Consider the following 15,174-nt stretch of genomic DNA (forward strand, 5'->3'; position numbering starts at 1 on the left):
GGAAAAAGTAAACTTAAATAGAATCATTTTACCTAAACTCTTGATTTTAGGCTGTTTTAAGTATACTTTTTCCCACTAGCACCCCTTCAATTGGTGGGCCAGGGCATTTATATGGAGAAATTCCCACTAAATTGAAAACGAAAAATCCACTGAGCGAAGTTAAAAAACTAGCCGGTAAAGGGCCGAAGTTTTCAATGGTTACGGGGTTACGGGGTTACGGGGTTACGGGGTTACGGGGTTACGGGGTTACGGGGTTACGGGGTTACGGGGTTACGGGGGCCCCACATTCCAACCCACTCGACTTTTTCCGTAGCCGTCTTCGTAACTCATTAGGCGTGGTTCCACCACCCACGGCTCCACGGAAAAAGCCTGACGCGCAGTTCCGCGTCAGGCTTTTTTGCCGAGTGATGTTGCTGAGTGTGCTGCCAAGCGCTTGTTCAGACCCGTTCCCAGCCTTCTCAACCGTTCTATCTCAGCTCAGCCTACTACCAGTCCAACTATCCCTCCGCCACTCATTTCTTGTTCATCTTGAACCGCAAGAACAGCTCGTTGTAGTGAGCGAGCATCCGTTTGCCGAGGTTGTCGTAGACCTCCAGCTTGTCGGTGATTTCGGCAGGCGGGTAGAAGCGGGTATCCCCGGAGATATCCTCGGGAAGCAGCTTCAGCGCCGGAATGTTGGGAGTGGAGTAGCCGACATACTCTGCGTTTTTGGCGGCCACATCGGGCCGGAGCATGAAGTCGATGAACTTGTGCGCCCCTTCCACGTTGGCTGCCCTGCGCGGAATGACCATGTTATCAAACCATTTGTTCGAGCCTTCCTTCGGCACCACGTAATCCAGCTTGTCGTTCTGGTCCATGATTTCCGAGGCATCACCGGACCATACGATTCCAACAGCCGCTTCTTCATTCGCCAGCAGCATCTTGATCTCATCGCCGACAATCGCCTTCACGTTAGGCGAGAGCCTGTCAAGCTTGGCCAGCGCCTCCTGCAGATGGTCCTCATTCTTGTCATTGACCGAATAGTGCAGGCTGTTCAGCGCCATACCCATGACCTCGCGGGCACCATCCACAAGGAAGATATTATTCTTCAGCCTGCTGTCCCACAGGGAATCCCAGCTGCTGAAATCCATGCCCTTGGTCATGTCCGGGTTGAAGATAATCCCGACCGTCCCCCAAAAGTAGGGCACGGAATACACGTTGCCCGGATCGAACGACAGATTCATAAACCGCGAATCGATGTTGGCCAGATTCGGAATCTTGCTTTTATCCAGCGGCAGCAGCAGGTTCTCTTCCCGCATTTTGGCAATGGCGTAGTCGGATGGGACCACGACATCGAAGTTCGTCCCGCCCTGCTCAACCTTGGTCAGCATAGCTTCATTGGAGTCAAACGTCTGGTAGATGACCGTGATTCCGGTCTCTTTCTCGAACTGCTTTAACAGCTCAGGCTCAATATAATCGCCCCAGTTGTAGATGGTCAGCGTATTCCCCCCGGAATATCCCTCAGCCGAGTTCAGCCGGGCCGCGAGGAACATCAGCCCGAAGGCCACAATAAGAATCGCCAGAAAAGCATTTACCAGTTGCTTCATCTAGGCACCCCCATTTCGGCGGCAGGCTCGGTGAGCGGAGCTGCCGGGCGGTTTTTGCGTCGGTTCAGGAAGTAATACCCGGTCACCAGCAGAATGGTGAACAGGAAGATCAGCGTCGATAGCGCATTGATCGACAGAGATACACCTTGCCGCGCGCGGGAGTAGATCTCCACCGACAGCGTGGAATATCCATTCCCGGTGACAAAGAACGTCACCGCGAAATCATCCAGTGAATATGTCAGGGCCATGAAAAACCCGCTGAAAATCCCCGGCTTGATAATCGGCAGCACGACCTTCGTCAGCACATCACGGCGGCTGGCCCCGAGATCCCGGGCCGCATCGGTCAGCGTTGGACTCATCTCCTGCAGATGCGGCAGGATCATCAGCACAGCAATCGGCACACTGAATGCCACATGCGAGAGCAGGACCGACGTGAAGCCGAGCTTAACGCCGACAATGGTGAACAGGATGAGGAAAGAGGCCCCGATAATGACGTCGGGACTGACGATTAGCACATTGTTCAGCGAGAGCAGCGTATTTTTGGCCCGGCGGCTGCGGGTACGCTGAATGGCCAGTGCGCCGATAATCGCAATCAGCGTGGCAATCGCCGATGACAGCAGCGCAATGACCAGTGTGTTAATGACAATAATCATCAGCCGGGTATCCTGAAGGACTTCGCGGTAATAATCCAGCGTGAAGCCTTCGAATTCATGCATCGTGCCCCCGCTATTGAACGAGTAATACATCAGATACAGAATCGGCGCATAGAGCACGGCGAAGACCAGGACCAGATACAGGTTGGCAAATCCGTTTTTATTCCTCACTAGCGCACCCCTTTCCGTGAACCGCCCGTCAGCACCATGAACAGCGCCATGATGACGATCAGGAAAACGGCAACGGTAGAGCCCATGCCCCAGTCCTGTGTGACCAGAAAATGCTGCTCAATCGCGGTACCCAGGGTAATCACACGGTTGCCGGCGATAAGGCGCGTAATCATGAACAGCGACAATGCCGGAATAAACACTGCCATGCAGCCGGAACGCACTCCCGAGATCGTCAGCGGGAAAATCACCCGCCGGAAGGTTGTCCACCCGGATGCGCCCAAATCGCGCGCGGCATCCACCAGCGACAAATTCAGCTCCTCCAGAGCGCTGAAGATCGGCAGGATCATGAACGGAATAAAGATATACACCGACACAAATACAAAGCTAAAACCCGTGAACAGAATCTGCTGTTCCCCGATCCCGAGCAGGTCAAAGAAATTATTAACTGGCCCAAAGGTGCCAAAGATACCGATGAATGCATATGTCTTCAACAGCAGATTAATCCATGTAGGGAGAATGATCAGCAGCAGCCACAGCTGCTTATGCTTGGTCCGTGTGAGCAGATAGGCTGCCGGATAAGCAACCAAAAGAGAGAACACCGTGATCAGGAATGCATACCAGAAGGAGTTAAGCATCATCCGCATATATACTGGTGTGAAGAAATTAATGTAATTATCCAGAGTGAGATGCCCGTCCAGGTCAAACAGGGAATAATAGAGGACCAGCAGCACCGGCGCAATGACAAACAGCGCGATCCACAAGTAATAAGGGATGAGAACATACGACCGGCCCTTACTGTTCATGGCTTTCCACCTCGCCGTACGCTTCCAGACGTTTGTCGAATTCTTCCTCCGTTTCACCGAAACGCATGACATGAATCGCTTCCGGGTCAAAATAAAGCCCGATTTCACTGCCGACCTCGGCCTTCCGGGTAGAATGGACCAGCCACTCATGGCCGGATTCATCATAGCAGCTGATCTCGTAATGTACGCCCCGGAACAGCTGGGAATCCACACGCACGCGCAGCTTGCCCTGCTCAAGTGTGGCGATTTCCAGATCCTCAGGACGAATTACAATCTCTACCGCCTCATTCCGTTTCAGTCCCGCATCAACACATTCAAACCGGTGCCCGCCCCACTCCACCAAGTAATCGTCAATCATCACACCCGGCACAATATTCGACTCCCCAATGAAATCGGCCACGAACCGGTTGATCGGCTCATCATAAATATCATTGGGCGTGCCACTCTGTTCGATCCGTCCGCCGTTCATGACGAAGATCCAGTCCGACATCGCGAGCGCCTCTTCCTGGTCATGGGTCACGAAGATGAAGGTAATGCCCAGCCGCTGCTGCATTTCCCGCAGAATATACTGCATCTCTGTACGAAGCTTCAAGTCAAGTGCTGATAACGGCTCATCCAACAGCAGCACCTGCGGCTCGTTGACGATGGCGCGGGCAATCGCTACACGCTGTCTTTGTCCGCCGGACATTTCATTAATGGCGCGCTGATCGTAGCCTACGAGGTTCACAAAGCGCAGCGCTTCCTGCACCTTTTGCGTGATCACATCCTTCTTAAGCTTCTTAATGCGCAGTCCGAAGGCCACATTCTCGAATACGTTCAGGTGCGGAAACAGGGCATAATCCTGAAAAACCGTATTGACCTGCCGTTCGTTAGCGGGAATGTGGTTGATCATTTGGCCATTGAGAATGATTGAGCCTTCCGTTGGCTCGGCGAAGCCGGCGATCAACCGCAGAATAGTCGTCTTGCCGCAGCCCGAAGGGCCCAGCAGGGTATAGAACTTGCCGCGTTCGATCTCAAAGCTGACGCCTTTTAGTACCGGCTCTTCATCGTCGTATTGTTTAACCACCTGGTCAAAAGAAATAATAGTGCCTTCCGGGGTAGCTATAGCTAACAACCTCCCTTACCTTATGTAATACAACCTATTTTACCCGCTTCTTGCGGGGGACAATCGAAGTGGCATGCTCAGCGCGAGTAAGCGACAGTTCCTCCCTTCCTTCGACATACTTCCATAATATACAGCATAAAGGATAAGACCTATATATGCGATACCATACTTTGTTAAAAATCAGCACCGGAAACTTAACAAGTTCGTAAAAATTAAAGCTCTTCCGGCCTGTTTTGCGGTGCTATAATGAAAACGGCTGAAAGTCACTTCATTTTTTCTCTTAATAACCTGAAAGAAGATGACCCTCATGAACGAAGGATTACAGGACCGCCTGGAGAAATTCGGACTGTCTTTATATATGATACGCGTTACACTGGCTGCTTCACTCTCCTGGCTGACGGTACACACCCTGTATGGAGACAGCTACTTATATTTCGCTCCATTGGCGGCGATTCTGATCACTCAGGGGAGTGTCAAGGCTTCCTTGGAAAAGGGTGTATACCGGATGACCGGCGTTGTGCTGGGCGGGATTGTGAGCTTGATCGTGGGACGATTCTTCGATGTCGGAGCGCTCTCCATTCTGCTGATGCTGCTGATTGGCATCGGAGTCGCTACTGCCTGCCGGATAAATATCCAAGCCATCTCACAGGTCGGTGTAACCTCTGTTCTGGCACTTACCTTCTATCATGATCATTATATCGAGTGGCGGGTCGCCGAAACGCTTATCGGAGTCATTATTGCTCTAATCATCAATATGATTATCGTTCCGCCCAAGGGGTTCGTCAAGGTCAAAGGCTTGGCACTCGAAGGCAGTCTGCTGCTGGCTGATGCCTTAAGCGGCCTGGCCGGTGGCGGACGGGGGGCACCTCAGGTTTCAGATACGCTGACACGTTCCGCTTCGCTGCTGGCGAAGAGCGAGCAGCAGCAAAAGGAACTGCATTATACCTTAACGCATTACCAGTGCCGCAGCGAGCTTCGCGGACTCTCCCAAGCCACCGCACATCTCAAGCAAATTCAATGCTATGTCAAGGAGATCAGCTCAGAAATTGCGCTGCTGCCAACACATCATGCCGCGGCTGACTGGATGGTGGAGATCGTAACCGCCACCGCAGACTGTATCGCCCTCTATGGTACTAAAACTCTCTCAGATGCCGAAAGCCAGCATTCGCTTCCCGAGTCACTGCGCCGGGCCCGCGACCTTCAACTAGCCTGGTTCTCGGAGCTGCAGGGAAAATGCTCACTGACTTCCATCCGCGATCTCGGGGCGGTCTTCTCCCACCTGAACCGGGTGCTGGAGGAAATCGAACAGGCCGACTACGTGGTGATGTCAGCCGCACCGCAGAACAGCAAGACTGAGGCAGCCCGCGCAATGCGCTTCATACAAAAGGGACTCTCCCACAAGCTTTAGGCTTGGGAGCGTCCTTTTTTTTCTGGAGTATCGGCCATAATCCCCCGCTAAATCCCCTTTTAGTTTAGAATTCAATAAATAGAAAAAATCCTTAATTACATTTAATTTACAATAAATCAACAATTAGTTACATTTATCATTATTTATAGTCTAAATCAATTATTCCAGTTGAAAATTCGCTACTTAAGTACTAGAATTAATGTTGTTTGCTGAAGTTTTTATTGGACAGAGTGCCAGTATTGACCAGTTTTTTGTCGATTATAGTCGATTTAATGGGCCTTGTACTGAGTATATATCATTGATCTATTCCTAAAGGCAAACTGTCTGAAAGGGCAGGACGCAAAGCCATGGGCCTAAAAGTACAGGTATTGCTGTTTTATGGTCGCCAGGTTGCCAATAGAGACGCCATTTGGTCGGATATCCCAAGATATCGCATCACGGCTCCATGATGTTCTTTTCTGTTCAGATACCATTGATTATACGAAAAGTGAGGTTACGAGAATGCCGCAGCATATTATCGAACGTTCACGGTACGAGTTCATTGCTTCCATGCTTCTTGGAAAGCACAATCTCATGGATCTTTATTCTGTGGATGCTCAGACGTTTGGCGGAACAGACAGAGCGAAGAACGGCGTTATCATTATCCAGAACAACCAAATTTTCATCACGCCTCCTCTGCCTGGCGGCATGCCCGCTGTAATTTCAGCTGTCCATCCCGTAATCCTTAAGATCAATGGCCAAACCCTCACAGAGCCAACGCCAATCACGTCTGCAGATGATCTCACCTGGGAGATTTGCGAGAAGCCACAATATCAGATTACTGTATCCGATGATAAGCTCAAAGTGTACTTTACGCTTTACCGTGCCGAAAGATATGCCTGGAACCTGGTCAACAGTCCGGCTTCAGCCAATGTCACTGTCCGTGCAGAAATGAACCGCGATTCCTTGTTGTCCGTTCTGTCGATAGAGCAGATTATGTCTGGCTTTGAGAAAAGATCCATTGTCAGCTCGCTCAACATCCCTGCTCTCTATGAAGAGCTGAACAACCCGACCTATCTTCCTGTCTGCATAGCAGAAGGCAAGGCTCCCGTACCCGGGACCAATGCGAGGCTGGAGCTGCTGTTTCAGAAGAAGATAGAAAATGCTTTCAAGGGGACCGGCCTTTCTGATGATGAATCCAGCCACTATGAATTCCTTACTGTAGAAGAAGGCGAAGTGTTTGCACACAAGCTCCCCCCCCAAGAGGGCCTTCCCGGATTTACCGTGTATGGCGGTGTCCTTCCCCCGCCCCCGCCGCGGGACCTTACTCTATTGACCGGACACTATGCGGTACTGCTTCCAGGGGGACAGATCGCTGCCCGCTGTAAAGGCAGACCGCGTATTACCGGAAACGGAACCTTTGTAAAAACGATTGATTTCCCCCAAACCTATAGGGTTCCGCAGAATGATACCGTGGAACCTGCCACCATTAGGTTCCCGGGAGATATTATTGCAGTTCATCCTCTGAACAAGAACACGGTTATTGAAGCCTTGGGTAATGTATACATATACGGTGATGTTCACCACTCCAGAATTGCGGCAACAGGCAGTATATTTATCAGCGGCAAGGCCGTGGATAGTGAATTGTATGCCGGAGCGTTCGGCGCCGCACATCACCGTCTGTGCAGCTTTTCCGAGCTGCTGATTCAAGAGATCTCCAGTCTGAGAGAAGCAGCCAAGAACCTTGCCGAGACGGTCGAGTCCACGATGCAGACGGTGAAGTACGGCTTAGTCATCATGCTGCTGTTGGAGAGCAAATATGATCATCTCCCCCTTCTGATTGGCGATATGCGGGAACTATTGTCGGACTTGAGCGCTGACTACCCGCAGGACACCAAGATTGTGAGGCACATGATGGATATTTTTCTGAAACCCGGACAGTTTACTGACCTCATTACAGATGCGGGAATAGGCTCTTTTCTGAGTCTGCTTAAAAAGCTTATCGAGGGAATCTCCCTCATGCAGGAGGAGCAAGTCCGGATCGATATTTCGGGGGCACTGAACAGCATCATTAAATCCGGCGGAGATATTCATATTCATGGGGAAGGGATTGGCCGGAGCACGCTGTGTTCCTGTGGCGATATTTATTTTGCGAAGGATGGTTCCATGTGCTCCGACTCCGCTATGGAAGCAGAGGGAACGATCACAGCTCAGAATGTTAGCGGAGAGTCCCTTCCCGGATCGCTTCTTGTTGCAGGTCACCAAATCACAGCGAGCACCATTCATAATGCATCAGTAACCATAGACGGGTATTCCTTGGAGATTGCTAAACCCGGCGGAGGATTTACGTTTACAGCCAAGAGCTTGAAACAAAAATGCAAAGAATCAGGCGCTGTTCCCGTCGAATAACCACCAGAATCCGTTACATACAGCTGAATCGCCAAAAGAAAAAAAGAGACCCTGCAGAGCCGCGTGGCGGCATCCTGTAGAGTCTCTTTTCCGAGCGCTCAAGATTCGTACTGGGGTCTTTCTAGCTCAAACGTCCGGCCGATTGCCGCATATGAAGCTCCCGCAAGACGGCTGACCGGCTTCAGCTTGGCAGCGTCAATACGCCCACCCTGAATCAGTTCATCCTCTATATGGAAACAGAGCACTTCACCGACCAGCATATCGCAGTGTCCCAGCGCCACATGCCGCACGAGACGGCATTCCATGGCGATCCTGCACTCCTCTATACGCGGAACCCGGATCATCAGCCCGGGTATTGGCGTAAGTCCAGCCAACTCCACCTCGCTGATGCCTTCAGGGGCATTGATCGAGGTGTGATTAATAGCGCCAACATTATCCTCGTCCACGATATGTACAACAAACTCTCCATTCCCCAGAATATTGCTTGCGGTATGCTTCATCTCTCCGGTTGCCTTGCGCACACAGGAGATCATAATCATTGGAGGTTCATCATTCACAATATTAAAAAAGCTAAACGGGGCGGCGTTCACTACGCCTTGTTCGTTCATCGAGGTGACAAAGGCAATGGGCCGGGGAATAATACTGCCGATCAGCAGCTTGTAGTTGTCATGCGCTGTTTGTTCAGAAGCTTTGATATACATGGTACACCTCCAATTAATGAGTAGGACGTCTTAGGGTTCTTCGGCTTATTCTAACATTAACGAGAACAATGCTGCTTACAATAAGCAGGAGGCCAATCACCAGATTCAAGGTAATCCGCTCATGCAGCAGCACTACACTTGAACCGATGGAGATTAGCGGAATCAGGAAGGTGAAAGAACCTACTCTGCCAGCCTCCCCATCCTTAATAAGATTGAAATATACCATCCAGCCCAGGGCAATCACAAATACGGAAATAAACAGGGTATTCAAGATAAAAGCCGCATTCCAGGTGATATCCGCCCAGCTCTCGGTCACCGACCCTGCAGCCAGCAGAATGATGCCGCCGATCATAATCTGCATGGCGGTCATCCAGAGCATATCTACCCGCGCCGCATTGCGTTTGGTATAGACCGTGGCAAACGCCCAACTGAGCGCACTGGCCAAGGCGAGCACAATTCCCTGGACCGAGATACTCCCGTTGAAGCCGCCGATGCTAAGCGAGGCACGCCGAGGAAACCAAGCAGGAGACCGGCCAGCTTCAGCCCGTACATGCTCTCCCCCAGCCAGATCCAGGCGAAGATACCAAGCAGCACCGGCTGCAGAAAGACGATGGCCGAGAACAGGCCGGAGGGCACATACTGCAGGCCAATGGTCTGGAAGCCATAATAGAAGACGATACTTAGAAAAGCCGAAATCAGATAGACCGGCCACAGCCGCCTGAGCTCAAGCTTCTTCCACTTCGGAAGCGCAGCAAATATAAGAATTACACCAGCGATCACGGTCCGGATGCCGGCAAACAAAAGCGGCGGAGCGTAATGTAAAGCAATTTTGGAAAGAGGCCAATTGATGCCCCAGACAATAACCAGAAAGATAAGCAGGGCTATGGTTTTCCTCTGCTGATGCATATATTCACCTCTTGTTCTATTTTCAGCCTAATGATACATTAAAATTAGTTATAATTGAAATGAATTATACTCATAAGGGGCATACCAGATCTGATATGAACAATACTCAAATTCGTTTGTTTGTCAGCATTGCGGAAAGCGGCAGCTTTACCAAAGCCGGATTGGAAATGAATATGACCCAGCCGGCAGTCAGCCGGGCGATATCTGCACTGGAGACAGAGCTTGCGGTGAAGCTGCTGCTGCGTGACCGGCGCAACGGGCTGATGCTGACCGATATCGGCAAGCGTGTCCTTGTTGTTTTCCGCGAGATTCTGATCGGGTATGACAAAGTGGAACAGGAGATCGCCGCTGAGAAGGGGCTGGAGAAGGGGCTGATCCGGATCGGGGCATTTCCGGTTGCCTCGGCCCACCTGGTGCCGAAGATTATTCGCGAAATCGCGGCAAGCTATCCCGAAATTGAGATCAGGCTGTATGAAGGAACCGTAGCCGAGGTAAAGGAATGGCTGGAAGCCCGGATCATCGATGTGGGACTGATCATTCCGCCGGAAGGGGAGTTCGACTCCGTTCCGCTTTATCGGGAGAAGCTGTATGCTGTGCTCCAGGAGGACCATCCGCTCCGGCACAAGCACGTCATTTGCGTGAAGGATCTGGAAGATGAGCCGATGCTGATCTGCAGATCCGGGTATGAGCCTCCGGTAGTTGATTTATTCAAGAGGGGCGACAGTAAGCTGAATGTGAAATATGAGGTCAGCAGCTATATGACTGCACTGAGTATGGTGAAGGAAGGGCTGGCTGTGGGCGTGATGTCCCAGCTCTCACTGCTCTCGCTTCCTCCGGGTGTGATTATCCGGGAGCTTGCTCCCGATGCCTACCGGGATATTCATCTCGCGGTCAACTCCCTTGCCGAGGTTTCGATTGCCGTCAGATTGTTCATGGATACCGCGCTGCGGCTAACCTCGGAACCCGGTACTGTTGTACCAAAGTCCATCCAGGGCGGACGAGTATAACTGTTCAGATGGAATGAAAAAGGAGTGAGATGAAGTGAAAATTAATCGTTTGGGCCACAGCGGGTTGCAGGTCTCTGCGCTGGGCCTCGGAACCAATGCGTTCGGAAAAAGAGCCGATGTGCAGACCTCCATTGATATTATTCATGCCGCGCTCGATCAGGGGATTAACTTTATAGATACCGCGAATATTTACGCCGGGACGGAATCAGAGCGAATTATCGGACTGGCGCTTGAAGGGAGACGGCAAAAGGCGGTCTTGGCCACCAAGGCAGGGCTGCCGGTGCATGGAGGACCCGGGGGCAGCGGCTCTTCCCGTCATCATCTGATGCAGGAGCTGGAGGGAAGCCTGCGCCGCCTGAAGACAGACTATGTGGATCTGTATCAGATTCATACCTTCGATCCCTATACACCACTGGAAGAAACCCTCCGTACCTTAGATGATATGGTATCCGCAGGCAAGGTCCGCTATATCGGCGCTTCCAATTATGCTGCCTGGGAGCTCATGAAGGCATTGGGGATCAGCGAAGCCCGCAACCTGGTCAAGTATGTTTCCATTCAGACCAGCTATTCTCTTGCCGACCGCACACCGGAGGGCGAGCTGCTTCCCCTCTGTCTGGATCAGGGAATCGGCATTATCCCTTACTTCCCGCTGGCCGGAGGCATACTCACAGGCAAATATGGCGGGAGCGGGAGCGGGCCTGCGCCTGCCGGCTCCCGAGCGCAGACCGATCCGAACTTCAGCCGCTTCCTGACCAAAGACCGGATCGCCCTTGGCGATGCGGTGGGAGGCATCGCCACTGAGCTGGCGACCTCCCCCACCGTGCTGTCGCTGGCCTGGCTGATGCACCAGCCGGCCGTCTCCACCGTCATTGTCGGCGCTACAAAGACCGCGCAGCTGCAAGAAAGCATTCAGAGCGCTGCGCTCGCTCTGGATGCCGGCAGCCTGCACCGGCTGGACGAAGCCAGCCGTGGCTTCCGGCACGGCGAGCCGTTCGCATACTACCGGCTGCCGTAGACAACGCAGCTCAGCCGCTGCCTTTTGTGAATGGCGGCGGCTGATTACTATAACGTAGGCGCTTGTGCACAAGACAATAACAGTCTTTATGACTTGGAGGCCGGGGAGGCCGGAGTATAAATCAGGCAGCGCAGTTTCTTCTCGGGATAACGAAGTTCTGCGGTGTAGGAGCTTCCGTCTTTCAGTTTAACCAAAACTGCTACAACCCCACGTTTGTCATATATGCTGTCTTTAATAATAGTAGTGCCGATAATCTCACGGGTGTCGCCCTGTTTGTCCGCAACAATGGTGCGCGCGGCTTGGAGCCAGCTGGAATCCTGTCTGATCCGCCCGTCCATCTCTGCTGTGATCGGTGTTCTCTTATAGCTCCGTTCCACAATCGTCGTATCCAAGACTGTTCCGTTCAGCGGATCAACGAACACATTATAACTGAAATAGGGCTTTCCTTGAGCTTGGAGCGTCCCTTCCCGGTAAGGATGGATAGAGACGAGCCACTGCCCTTTTTTCTCAAGACCCATTTTTGTATAAAACGCCGTGAACTCCATCTTGGACAGATCCACATTGAACAGACGGGTCACACTCTCTCTTGCTTTGCCCAGGGCTTCAGCCTCGCTGATGTCCTTCTGATCGGGTTGCGGTTTCACATAGCTCAGGCCCAACACATAGTTGAAGCGATAAGTCCAATCGATAAACTGCAGTAGTTCCTCATCCGTAAGGGCACGCTTGGGGAGTACATAAGTAGCCTTGCTCCGATCTAGATAAAACTCGTAGTTCCCGGCCTTCATGGGCAGCTTCTGCTTGGGACGCAGGCCATCGAATCGATATTGATCGTCCAGGATAAGCCGCCGCTTGCTTTCTTGCTCGGTCATCTCCCGCGTGAATATTTCATGATCCATATATCTAAGCTTTTCGGCGTACGCATTGGACTCCTTGATTTCCTCTTCAGTGACCGTGCGCTCCAAATATGTCTGTATCGTCGAGACCGGAGCCTCCGCCTCGATCTTCAACACCGGAATCTGGCCGCTCGCCAATTGAACAGCAGGCGTCCCGGTGTGCTGCTGATAGTAGGACACATTCGCCTCCGGCACCTGGCGGCCCATTTCTGTGTGAGCAACAATATGCGGCACCGCAAAAGCACTGAGACCCAGCAGTCCTCCCGATATGAATATCACTCCAAGGGCTGATTTAACGTCATTCCTGTTCATCTTCTTCATTACCTCCAATGTGTAAGTGGGCTTGTCATAGCCTTACTGTAAGATAAAGATGTTATAAAGTAAGGGGCCCGTTGTTATGGAGTTGTAAAATAAGCTTGATGGTCGTCCCCTTCTGCTCTTCCGACCTTAGGGACAGCTGGGCCTGATGCGCCTCAGCAATCTGGCGGCACAGGGCCAAACCAAGTCCGGCGCCGCCATGTTCTCTTGAACGGGCATGGTCCACCCGGTAGAACGGCTCGAACACACGCTCCAGATGTACTGCGCTCATGCCTCTGCCGGAGTCTGTTACCTCCAGAACCGCCGCAGTATCCTGTTCATACGCAGCCAGCTTGATCTCCGAGCCTGGGGTTGAAGCATGAATTGAGTTCTCCAGGCAATTGACCAGGAACGATTCAAGCAGTTCCCGGTCGCCCCATACCGCGGGAATACCCGCATCTAGAAGCAGCTCAATCCCCGCCGCGTCCAGATTCACCTGCTCCATCCGACGCACGGATTCGAACAGTTCCACAACGGGTATCCGGCTCCGTTCCACCGGCTGATGGCTGAGAATGGATAGATCCAGCAGCTTGAAGACCAGATTCTTCAGGCGCAGCGTCTCGCTCCAGAGATAGCCGCTTGCTGTTATCCGCTCTTCTTCGTCGATATGGGCGGCATTCAAATACTGGGCGAATCCCTGCAGACTGGTCAGCGGTGTTCTCAGTTCATGAGCCAGGTTGTCCACCATCCGCTGCTTCACCTCAGCCATTGCGGAGAGATCCGTAACCTGCCTTTCCACAGCATCTGCCATACGGTTGAAATGCTGCGCCAGCTCCCCGAATTCATCCCTGTTCTTAAGCTGCACCCGTTTGCCATAGTTTCCTTCGGCAATATTTTTGGTGCTGTCCGCCAATGATTGCAGAGGTTTCGTCAGCTTGCGGATCAACACATACATGAGAGCGGCAAGAACAGGAATAGAGACGCAGTTGATATAGACAAAATACCGGTTCAACTCATCCTGGCCGACATACAGCGCTTCAATATCCCGCCGGTAGGTTAGATGCAAATGCCCGTAAGGCGCCGGCAGCTCATTCGTTACGCTGATATAGCGGGCGGACGACTCCGCTGGCCTAGCATAGATGGGAGTATCCTGGTTCGACAATTCCAGTGAAATCCCCCGCTCCCGGTAATACTCCCCATAGGAACGGGCAACATCCAGCAGAATCGTATCGTTAATCTGCATGCCCCGTGATTTAATAGAGTTCAGATTTTCATAGATATTGTTGGCAATCAGGGCCTGATCACTTGCCGCCCGCTGCTGTTCTCTTTTCATATTCAGCTGCCAGCTTTTGTTCATAATCATAATGACGCTCACATCCAGTGCCACGACGAACAAGACGAGCATCAGCACCAGCGTTTTCTGCCAGAATCTCATCGCTCACCTCTCCGCTTCCAGACGGTAACCCAGCTTGTACACCGTGTTGATCCGTTCTTCCCAGCCCAGTTTTTTGCGCAGCTGCCGGATATGCACATCCACTGTCCGGGTATCTCCTTCAAATTCATAACCCCAGGCCAGTTCCAGCAGTTTATCCCGGGACAAGGCAATATTTCTGTTCTGAATCAGAACCTCCAGTAATTCAAATTCTCTAGCCGTTAGTTCAACAAGCTGTCCACTCTTATAGATCTTCCGCGCCTGCAGACGAACCTCAACATCCCCGGCCAGAAATCCCTCTTCTTCCTTAACGGTACGGCGCAAAACGACATTAATCCGGGCCAGTAGCTCCAAAATTTCAAATGGCTTAATGATATAATCGTCCGCGCCCAGCTCAAAGCCGGTGATGCGGTCAGCCAAAGAATCCTTGGCGGTAATAAAAATAACCGGAACACCCGGATGGTGATGCTGCCTCATCCATTCAAATCCATCCATGACGGGCAGCATCACATCCAGCAAAATAAGATCAATCTTCTCCTGCTCCAGAATCCGCTGCATCTGCTCCCCATCAAAGGCTTTAAAAAACTGATGGCCAACCAGCTTTAAATTCATTGTAATCAGATCACTGATTGGCTTCTCGTCCTCAACCACCAATATCGTTGCCATCCCCAAACCCCCATCTTTGCTTATCCATCTGCACCCGTTCAATACAACAGACGTTGTGGTTCGACATTTTAACCCAATTCCCTCTATTTTACAAACCCTGTGGCCGTTCCTTAACCCTTTGAGTATGGAGCCTATCCATCTTA

General features: G+C 51.8%; 12 protein-coding genes, 1 pseudogene and 1 riboswitch. Of the genes and pseudogenes, 4 read left to right on the forward strand and 9 right to left on the reverse strand.

Going from position 1 to position 15,174, the window contains the following annotated elements; genetic code table 11:
* Nucleotides 1-512: 512 nt before the first annotated feature.
* Genes ACTJKB_RS12315 through ACTJKB_RS12330 form a run of 4 tightly spaced genes read right to left on the reverse strand, consistent with a single transcriptional unit; the run spans nucleotide 513 to nucleotide 4,327 of the window.
* Entirely contained in the window at nucleotides 513-1,586 is a 1,074-nt protein-coding gene (locus tag ACTJKB_RS12315) for an ABC transporter substrate-binding protein (RefSeq protein ID WP_440834293.1), read from the reverse strand.
* A complete protein-coding gene (locus ACTJKB_RS12320; RefSeq protein ID WP_440834295.1) occupies nucleotides 1,583-2,410 on the reverse strand; it encodes an ABC transporter permease in 828 nt (275 codons plus the stop codon). Before ACTJKB_RS12320 ends, ACTJKB_RS12315 begins: the two co-directional genes overlap by 4 nt.
* Nucleotides 2,410-3,213, reverse strand: a complete 804-nt coding sequence (locus ACTJKB_RS12325) for an ABC transporter permease (protein WP_440834297.1) — start codon at nucleotides 3,211-3,213, stop codon at nucleotides 2,410-2,412. Before ACTJKB_RS12325 ends, ACTJKB_RS12320 begins: the two co-directional genes overlap by 1 nt.
* Nucleotides 3,203-4,327 carry an ABC transporter ATP-binding protein gene (locus ACTJKB_RS12330; RefSeq protein ID WP_440834299.1) on the reverse strand — a complete coding sequence of 375 codons (1,125 nt, stop codon included), beginning with the start codon at nucleotides 4,325-4,327 and terminating at the stop codon, nucleotides 3,203-3,205. Before ACTJKB_RS12330 ends, ACTJKB_RS12325 begins: the two co-directional genes overlap by 11 nt.
* Before the next feature lie 298 nt (nucleotides 4,328-4,625).
* On the opposite strand from ACTJKB_RS12330, the gene ACTJKB_RS12335 reads away from it, so the two are divergent.
* Entirely contained in the window at nucleotides 4,626-5,726 is a 1,101-nt protein-coding gene (locus tag ACTJKB_RS12335) for an FUSC family protein (protein WP_440834300.1), read from the forward strand.
* 304 nt (nucleotides 5,727-6,030) lie between these two features.
* A riboswitch (cyclic di-GMP riboswitch) is annotated at nucleotides 6,031-6,124 on the forward strand.
* Nucleotides 6,125-6,227: 103 nt separating this feature from the next.
* A complete protein-coding gene (locus tag ACTJKB_RS12340; protein ID WP_440834302.1) occupies nucleotides 6,228-8,114 on the forward strand; it encodes a flagellar assembly protein A in 1,887 nt (628 codons plus the stop codon).
* Nucleotides 8,115-8,212: 98 nt separating this feature from the next.
* On the opposite strand, the gene ACTJKB_RS12345 is transcribed toward ACTJKB_RS12340, so the two are convergent.
* Nucleotides 8,213-8,815 carry a flavin reductase family protein gene (locus ACTJKB_RS12345; protein ID WP_440834304.1) on the reverse strand — a complete coding sequence of 201 codons (603 nt, stop codon included), beginning with the start codon at nucleotides 8,813-8,815 and terminating at the stop codon, nucleotides 8,213-8,215.
* Between the two features lie 13 nt (nucleotides 8,816-8,828).
* Nucleotides 8,829-9,721, reverse strand: a pseudogene (locus tag ACTJKB_RS12350) (DMT family transporter).
* A 95-nt stretch (nucleotides 9,722-9,816) separates the two neighbouring features.
* Between ACTJKB_RS12350 and ACTJKB_RS12355 the strand changes: the two are divergent.
* Together ACTJKB_RS12355 and ACTJKB_RS12360 are read left to right on the forward strand one after the other, a co-directional pair.
* The gene (locus ACTJKB_RS12355) at nucleotides 9,817-10,728 is read left to right on the forward strand and encodes a LysR family transcriptional regulator (protein WP_440834306.1); all 912 of its coding nucleotides are present in this window, start codon (nucleotides 9,817-9,819) and stop codon (nucleotides 10,726-10,728) included.
* 34 nt (nucleotides 10,729-10,762) lie between these two features.
* Nucleotides 10,763-11,743, forward strand: coding sequence for an aldo/keto reductase (locus ACTJKB_RS12360; RefSeq protein WP_440834307.1), 981 nt, complete (start codon nucleotides 10,763-10,765; stop codon nucleotides 11,741-11,743).
* 86 nt (nucleotides 11,744-11,829) lie between these two features.
* On the opposite strand, the gene ACTJKB_RS12365 is transcribed toward ACTJKB_RS12360, so the two are convergent.
* From ACTJKB_RS12365 to ACTJKB_RS12375, 3 genes are all read right to left on the reverse strand, one after another.
* On the reverse strand, nucleotides 11,830-12,915 hold the full coding sequence (locus ACTJKB_RS12365) for a hypothetical protein (RefSeq protein WP_440834308.1): 1,086 nt from the start codon (nucleotides 12,913-12,915) through the stop codon (nucleotides 11,830-11,832).
* A 94-nt stretch (nucleotides 12,916-13,009) separates the two neighbouring features.
* Nucleotides 13,010-14,368, reverse strand: coding sequence for a sensor histidine kinase (locus ACTJKB_RS12370; RefSeq protein ID WP_440834309.1), 1,359 nt, complete (start codon nucleotides 14,366-14,368; stop codon nucleotides 13,010-13,012).
* Nucleotides 14,369-14,371: 3 nt separating this feature from the next.
* Nucleotides 14,372-15,031: a response regulator transcription factor gene (locus ACTJKB_RS12375; protein WP_440834310.1), complete on the reverse strand. Its 660-nt coding sequence runs from the start codon at nucleotides 15,029-15,031 to the stop codon at nucleotides 14,372-14,374.
* Nucleotides 15,032-15,174 lie beyond the last annotated feature (143 nt).

The organism is Paenibacillus sp. 22594 (genome assembly GCF_052044425.1).
GTDB lineage: Bacteria > Bacillota > Bacilli > Paenibacillales > Paenibacillaceae > Paenibacillus_AQ.